Origin of the sequence: Apilactobacillus kunkeei (assembly GCF_001308195.1) — a bacterium.
Lineage (GTDB): Bacteria > Bacillota > Bacilli > Lactobacillales > Lactobacillaceae > Apilactobacillus > Apilactobacillus kunkeei_C.
On record NZ_JXDF01000008.1, the window covers coordinates 26,979 to 34,624 of the forward strand.

6 protein-coding genes are annotated in these 7,646 nt (G+C 38.5%); 2 read left to right on the top strand and 4 right to left on the bottom strand.

The features are described 5' to 3' along the window. Positions 1–27: 27 nt before the first annotated feature. The gene (locus RZ78_RS01225) at positions 28–1,542 is read right to left on the bottom strand and encodes a glycosyltransferase (protein ID WP_054607875.1); all 1,515 of its coding nucleotides are present in this window, start codon (positions 1,540–1,542) and stop codon (positions 28–30) included. A gap of 2 nt (positions 1,543–1,544) precedes the next feature. Continuing rightward, positions 1,545–3,179, bottom strand: a complete 1,635-nt coding sequence (locus tag RZ78_RS01230; protein ID WP_054607876.1) for a glycosyltransferase — start codon at positions 3,177–3,179, stop codon at positions 1,545–1,547. Positions 3,180–3,334: 155 nt separating this feature from the next. Between RZ78_RS01230 and RZ78_RS01235 the strand changes: the two genes are divergently transcribed. Next, a complete protein-coding gene (locus tag RZ78_RS01235) occupies positions 3,335–3,565 on the top strand; it encodes a hypothetical protein (RefSeq protein WP_054606172.1) in 231 nt (76 codons plus the stop codon). A gap of 56 nt (positions 3,566–3,621) precedes the next feature. Here the strand turns inward: RZ78_RS01235 and RZ78_RS01240 are convergent, their stop codons facing one another. Continuing rightward, positions 3,622–4,059: a hypothetical protein gene (locus tag RZ78_RS01240; protein WP_054607877.1), complete on the bottom strand. Its 438-nt coding sequence runs from the start codon at positions 4,057–4,059 to the stop codon at positions 3,622–3,624. 22 nt (positions 4,060–4,081) lie between these two features. Beyond that, positions 4,082–5,485 carry a 23S rRNA (uracil(1939)-C(5))-methyltransferase RlmD gene (gene rlmD / locus RZ78_RS01245; protein WP_155451835.1) on the bottom strand — a complete coding sequence of 468 codons (1,404 nt, stop codon included), beginning with the start codon at positions 5,483–5,485 and terminating at the stop codon, positions 4,082–4,084. A gap of 162 nt (positions 5,486–5,647) precedes the next feature. On the opposite strand from rlmD, the gene RZ78_RS01250 reads away from it, so the two are divergent. Continuing rightward, positions 5,648–7,534: a hypothetical protein gene (locus RZ78_RS01250; protein ID WP_054607879.1), complete on the top strand. Its 1,887-nt coding sequence runs from the start codon at positions 5,648–5,650 to the stop codon at positions 7,532–7,534. The last annotated feature ends 112 nt before the right edge of the window (positions 7,535–7,646 follow it).

A 7,646-nucleotide genomic window follows, 5' to 3' on the forward strand; every position in this document is an offset into this window, starting at 1 on the left:
AGTAGATAGGGGCTTTTTTTATTTGGCTTAGATGATTTCAAATAATTGATTCCATTGTTTCATGACATTGTCAGCACTGAACTTATCAGCTTTTTCAATGGCGTGTTCACTTTGTTGCTTGTGCTTTTCATCGTTAGCTAGGATATCGATGACTTTGCTAGCAAACTTACCTAGGTCACCTGATTCAACTAGTGCTCCGTTCTTATCGTTGTCGATAATTTCATTTGGACCATAGTTAACGTCGTAGGCAACTTCAGGAATTCCGTAAGATAAACCTTCGATAAGTGCCATGCTTAATCCTTCACCCTTGGATGATTGGACTAGGACACGGGTCTTTTCTAAGACGTTTTGCTTATCTTGACCGGTCTTGTAATCGATCATTGAAACGTTGTCGGCAACGTCTAGTTGTTTGATGATTTCGTCTAATTCATTCTTGAATTGAGCGGATTCGAAGTATCCCATCATGGTTAAGTGGACATCTGGGATGGTTTGCTTAACGGCAGGGATGATAGAGATTAATTCGGCAACGTTCTTGTCTCTAAATACACGACCCATGTAGGTGATTTCATGATTGGTTACGTCTGAAGTAGGCTTGTGCATTTCAAAGATGGCAGTATCAAAGATGTTGTAAAAGTTCATCTTTGGATAGCGTTTTTCTAAGTCCTTCTTTTGTGCTTCAGTAGGGGTGATGACGCCCTCGTAAGTGTTTTGGTATTTATCAAATAGTGGGGTTAAATTGTCGAACAGCTTTGCCTTAGGATTACCAGCTTGTGCTGGATCTTCGGTATGTTCGTTATGCATGATTTGGTACTTATGCTTGGTAGCTTTTACTTCTCCCACGGCAACAGTCAATGAAGGACGGTCATTGATAATGACAGTGTCCTTATCTGAGATTTCGTTTATGAAAAAAGTGTATAGTTCATCTTCGGTGTTGAAACGAAGAGTCTTACCCTTGTAGTTTAATAGCTTGTACATAGTAGGCATTAGTTGATCACCAATGTTCATGTGGGTGATTTCCATGACCGGATCACCAGCCTTGTTTAAGACTAGTTCGTGTCCGATGTTGCCATCTGGATGCATGTAGATGGTCTTTGATTTGAAACCACGGTAGTCAAAGACGTCTCGACTGGAGACATTACCGAAGTTATCGTAGTAATCGACGTTTCCAATTTCACCAACAGTAAGTGGGAAGATGGAAACCTTGGCCACGCGTTGACCTAATTTTTCAATGTATGACTTGTTGTTGTCGACACCGTTAATCTTGTATTCATGCTTGTCGACTAGGTTAGAGTATCTTAGGTACTCATGGTGCTTCTTAGGACCCATTTCACCTTGGAAGTAGTCGTACATGTTAATGATATCGTCATCTGCGATACCGTATTTTTGAATTTCTTGATGCAACGAAGGGTTGTAATTTCTGGTAACAATCTTGGCATCAACGTTATTTTGTTTAAACAGTTTGATTCGGTTCATGGCTGAAAATTCAGTTCCCGAATTGAATGTAAAAATGTTTTCATTCACGAATAAAAATTTCTTGCTCATGATTATGCCTCCTCAGTGTGTTCCATATCACTTAGACCCTTTTTGATGTCGAAGTGGTATGTCTTTAGTTTGTCTTGCCAAGTCTTCTTAGCAGAATCGATTAGTTGTTTCCAATCTGCCCAAACGCTGTCTTCTGAGAAACGGTTTGATAATTCATAAGCTTGATCTGACATCTTTTGTAATAATTCGTCGTCTGTAAACAGTTTGACCATTCTATCGGATAGGGCCTTGGTGTCGTCGTAATCAACGACGTAACCATTTTCGTTATCGACGATTAATTCGTTTGGACCGTAATTGGTATCAAAGGTTACACCAACATCACCTTGAGCTTGAGCTTCCATTAGAGCAAGGTTGAAACCTTCCATGACAGAGGCTAGGGCGTATAGTTGGGCGTTTCTTTGCACTCCAGTAACGTCATTGGTGTAGCTGTGTAGATGAACAGCATCCTTTAAATCGTATTCGTCTAATGAGGCGTTAATACGCTTCATTGCGATATCGTCGTTGGAGTGGTCAACATATCCGTAGACATCCATGTTGATGTCAGGGACTTCCTTTTTGGCCATTCCCATAGCGTCGATAATCTTGTTGATTTGTTTTTCAGGAGCAACTCTGGCAGTTACGACGATACTGTGTTTCTTACGATCCTTCATTGGAATGCGTTGACCTTGTAGGTCTTCGTTTTTAATCACACCAACGGGGATGGTGAACATATCAACTGCTGGGTCGAAACGACGTTTAACGTCTTTAGTTTGTTTTTCAGTAGCAGAAACAATTGCGTCGTATCTGTTAGCATCGGTTAGTGAGTATTCGTAGTTGTTGTTCATGATTGAAGTATCTGGTTCTTGAGCGTCACCGGCATGTGAGTTATGTAGATGCAAGACGGTGTAGGTAGGAGAACTCAAGTTTTCTAGAATTTCTTCGAAGTAATCAGAACGATCCATTACGTAGATGTTTGGATGGTCTTGGTCCATGAATTCAACGTTGACTTCTTCTAAGAATTCTTGAAGTAATCCCACAATGTTGTTGTGAGTACGAACAGTGCCGTTTTCATCGATGGTCTTAAAACCAGATTTTTCCATTTTACCTTGGGCGTTTAATCTGAAGTAGTCTTCGATAGCTGGACGACCTTCAGGAGTGTACCAAGTTTCAGTCGCAATCTTGTTGTCAGGAGTATACCATTGAGCCATTGATAGAAAACCGCGGTAGTCGTAGAAATCAACACGGTAAAGGTTGGCAAATCCATCGAATAGTTCGACAGACTTAACGATTTGATCGTTGGTAACTTCCTTATCAAATAGGTTGATACGAGCGACGATTTGGTTCTTGCTGTAGACAATCACACGGTTGTGATCTTTTTCGTCTTCGTATCTTAGATTAGAGACGCCAAAATTAATGTCTTTTGGACGGATTGTCTTTTTTTGTACGTCGGTAGCTTTTTGGAAATAATCGAAAATGCTTAGGATATATTTATCCGCAATTCCGTTATTGTTTAAATGGAAGTGTAGTAGTGGGTTCCATTCACGAAAGACTAGGCGGTAGTCTTCGTCGAATTTTTCGAATAGTTTTGCGCGTTTTAACTGGGCGTGTTCAATCCCGGAGTTTTTTGCATTAAAGCTAGAATTTAAGAAAAAATTCATATCGGATACTCCTTTTTATGTAGTTACAATTATTATAACGCAGTGAGAGTTAAATTGGAGTAAAGAAAATCTTAAGAAAGATTTTTACATGATTTTTTAACAAAAGTCTAAATTAGTTTTACAATAAATAATGAAGTATTATTGGGAGGATAATTATGACAGAAAGACAATTAATTCAACAAATTCTAAACACAGTGGATGTGGAATACAATTTCGTCAACGTTGACTCAGATAATTCCGCTTACGACATTAAGGCGTTCCAACAAAAAGAAGATCGCCGTCCACTAAAGAATGTGAATGATGAATTAAAGAAATACTTCAAAGAAGCTGGCTTTAATTACACCGAACACATTGGTGACGATTTAGACTTAAAGATTAGCAAATAATACTAATAACAAATCTAAAATAAAAAGACTCAAGATATTATCTTGAGTCTTTTCTTTTAAAGTGTTGGTCCTTGATGATTGATTTCATCAGGGGTCATGTCAGTTAGTTCACAGTCAATGCGATGTTGTTTTAAAACATTTTGAGAATCAACATCAATTGGTTTGAATCCTTTGTTCACTAGGCGTTTGATGTACATAGTGTTGTAACCCAATCCCCAGATAACAGCACCTACAAAGTAGGTAATGTTTGCGGCATTGCTTGGGTCAACGTTTAGTACAAGTTGTAAGAACATGTGAGTCGCCATGTAGATACAAGCATCAACACCGACGATACATGCAGTGTTGTAGTAGTCAGAACGTAAGATGGAAGGAATCCAATGTAACAAGAATGATAGAATTGAAAATCCAAAACGACCAAACTTGATGCGATCATCGCGCTTAATCATGAAGACGAAGTTTTGCTTGAAATCTGGTGGTTTAGGGAAGTTATCCATTTGAATACCTACTTTCTATCGATTATTTTCTAGTAAATTTAACGACCGCTTCACAACGTGGTGTTTGTGGCATCATGTCGATTGGTTGAATGAAGTCCACCTTGTACTTACGAGTTAGTTGGACTAAATCAGCAGCCATGGTTGAAGGGTTACATGATACATATACGAATTTTTCTGGCGCACTCTTTAAAATAGCGTCAATTAATTTATCGTCTAGACCAGTACGTGGTGGATCAACGATGATGGCGTCCGGTTTGAAACCTTCTTCTAACCATTCTGGAAGGAGGTCTTCAGCCTTACCAACTTCGTAGTATGCATTTCTAATCTTGTTGATGATAGCATTGTGGTTAGCATCTTCAACTGCTTCTGGAATAATATCCATTCCACGAATTTCTTCGGCGTGTTTAGCTAAAGGTAAACCGATGGTACCAACACCGGAGTAAGCATCAACGATTTTTTCGTTTCCGGTAAGTTCAAGTGCTGAGATGGCAACTTCGTATAGACGAGGAAGCATAATTGAATTCAATTGTAGGAAAGCACGAGCTGATAGTTCGAAGCTTAGTCCCTTAATCTTTTCAACGATGGTATCCTTACCAGCTAAGTGCACTGTCTTGTCACCCCAGATAAGAGGGGAGTCACCAGGATTGATGTTTTGCATAACGGAAGTTACTTCTGGTAATTCCATCATGATCTTCTTTAGCATGAAACCTTTTTTAACGAACTTAGGAGTGTTGGTAACAAAGACCACTTGAACGTCGTCGGTGTTTAATGCGGCACGGACGATGACAGTCTTTACGATTCCGGAATTGTTTGATTCGTCAAAAACAGGAATTTCTAGTTCTTGGATGAATTCGACAATCTTTCTCATTACCTTCATGGTAGCAGGGTATTGAACTGAACATTCTGGAAGGTCGACTAAGTCGTGAGTTCCTTCTTTGAATAGTCCGGCGATGACCTTGCCATCCTTCATACGAACTGGGAATTGAGCCTTATTACGGTATTCGTATGGATCTTCCATTCCCATAGTAGAACGGATTTTGAAGTTCTTGTAACCTTGTGGTTGGAACTTTTCCAGTGCTTGTTTGATTAGATCACGTTTGAAACGAAGTTGTGCGGGATATGATAGTGATTCAAGTTCGAATCCACCAACACTGCCGGCATAACTATCACGAGGTTCAACACGGTCTTCGGATACACGGTTAATCTTGACGGCTTTTGCTTTGATGTAATTAGGGTAGACCTTAGTTACTTCAGCGACGACTTTTTCATCGGTAAAGGCACCGGTAACAAACACAAGCTTGTGTTCGTAAAATCCAATTCCTTCACCGTTAATGCCCATTCTTTTGATGGTCATTTTAAATTGTTGGCCAACTTCGACTTCAACGTCGTTATAGTTGGAACGATTATTGCGATTTTGGTATGCCATTAAAAACGTCCTTTTCATTTATACAATATTAATTTACATTATATCATGTTAAAAATGTTTTTAAATTATCAGTGTATCATTTAGCGATTATTTTATTGCAAAACGGTGTCCAAAGCGTTTAAATAGATACAGTAATTAAATTTGAGAGGGGCGACTTTTGACATGAAAAAGCTAAGAAATCTATTCTTACTTTTGACAATCATTGCAATGTTAGTTTCGTTACCTTCAATTGACTTTGGAATTAAGGTATCCGCAGATGCCAATAGTAGTTCCAACATCATCGATGATAAGGATCCAGAAGCTATCGATGGTGATGCAACAAAGCCAAACGAGGGGACACAAAAGTCTGGTGATCAGTTCAACGATAACAAGACCATCAGTGATTCTATCAACACCGATGGAATTGCAACTACCACCAGCGATAATGCTTATGTCGATAACAACACTAAATACCATATTATCGATACTAAGCTACCTAATATTACGCCAACATGGGGTAACTACACCCGTGTTCGTGACATGGATGTGCCAAGTAATTACACATCAATTGATTCAATTAACACCGGTTCAACAACCTTTAAGACTAAGTGGTTCCTACCTGAAGGATTCCACGTTAGTCCAGAAGAACACGGAAACTACCAAGGTGGAATCATTGCTAACAACAGTATCTACTTTGTAGAATCTGCCGGAACCAACACTAACAAGGGTGCAATTGTAAAGATTGGCCTAGATTCCTTAGATAAGCTAGGGATTGATGATAGTACCCAACAAAACATCTTAGCCAAGGTCTGTAACTTCTTTAACAGAAACTCTGTTTACGGCAGCGACCACAGTAAGAATTTGTCTGACTTCATCGTTGATACTGATGTCTACAGAAAAGATAACGATAATATTCAACAAAAGATTACCGACATGAAAAATGAAATTGCTGCTGCTAACTTGAATATCAAGAATAATCAACAGACCTTTAACAACGCTACTAAACTAGCTAAGAACCAGTTAACTAAAACAGTCAAGGCTAATCGTAAGACGGTTAAATCTAATCGTAAGGCAATTAAGGTTAACCGTAAGGCAGCAAAGAAACTAAATAAGAGTCTAAAAAAGGCTTTAAAAAAGAGACATACAAAAGCTAAGATAATTAAAAAGCTTAAGAAGCAAATTGCTAAAATTAACAAATCGATTACTAAACTTAACAAGCAAAATACTAAACTTAACAATGCATACAAGAAGTTAAATGCGCAAAAGAATAATATGCAAAAGCTTACGCCAAAGGCATTTAAGACTTACAACAGTGTTAAGCAAGCTCAAGGGAAATTAATCGATAAAGATAATAAGGAGATTGATGCTTTCAACGCCAAGATTGATCATAACAACCGTGAAATTGATAGCATTAGTCAACGTAATGACTTGTTTAGCAAGTACTTTGACTTATCCAAACTACTAACAATCAGTCCAGTTACCAATATTGGTCACGGTCAAACATTGTCATACAACCCAAGTAACAACCACGTTTACTTGGCTCAAGATGATAAGTTAGGGGTCGTTGGAGATGACTTCTACAACCAAGTAACTGAAATGGATGCAGAAACCATGAACCCAGTTCACGTTTACCGTTTCAAACTAAACAACAAGGGTCATTACTACGCTGTCCATACTTTGACATTCGATAACGATGGTAATGCATACTTTGGTGTTCGTGGTGGTCCTAAGAAGATGAAGGGTACCTACACATTATTCCATGGAACAATGAACGAAAATGGTATTCAATTCACTCCGGTCAAAGGATTAATCAAGTGGCCAGGAAGCTTTAACCAACAGGTCACCTACAACCGCAACAACAATCGTCTATACCTACTATCAAACGATATGATTATTTCCATTCCGGTAGATGAAGTCAGAAATGACAACATCCAACCACAAGATGTTCACTACACTACCTTTGGTACCAACCGTGAATTCGAAAGTCTATCATTCGATAGCAGTGGTTACGGTTATCTAGTCGTACTTTGGAGATCCGAAGTATTGAAGTCAACCACACCAATCGATTAATAAAAAAAGCAACCACACAAGGAACTGAAGTTATAATATTGAACAGATAAATAAAAGCACTTTCGATAAAATGATTATTTTTATTTGATAAAATAACATAATTCGGAGGTGT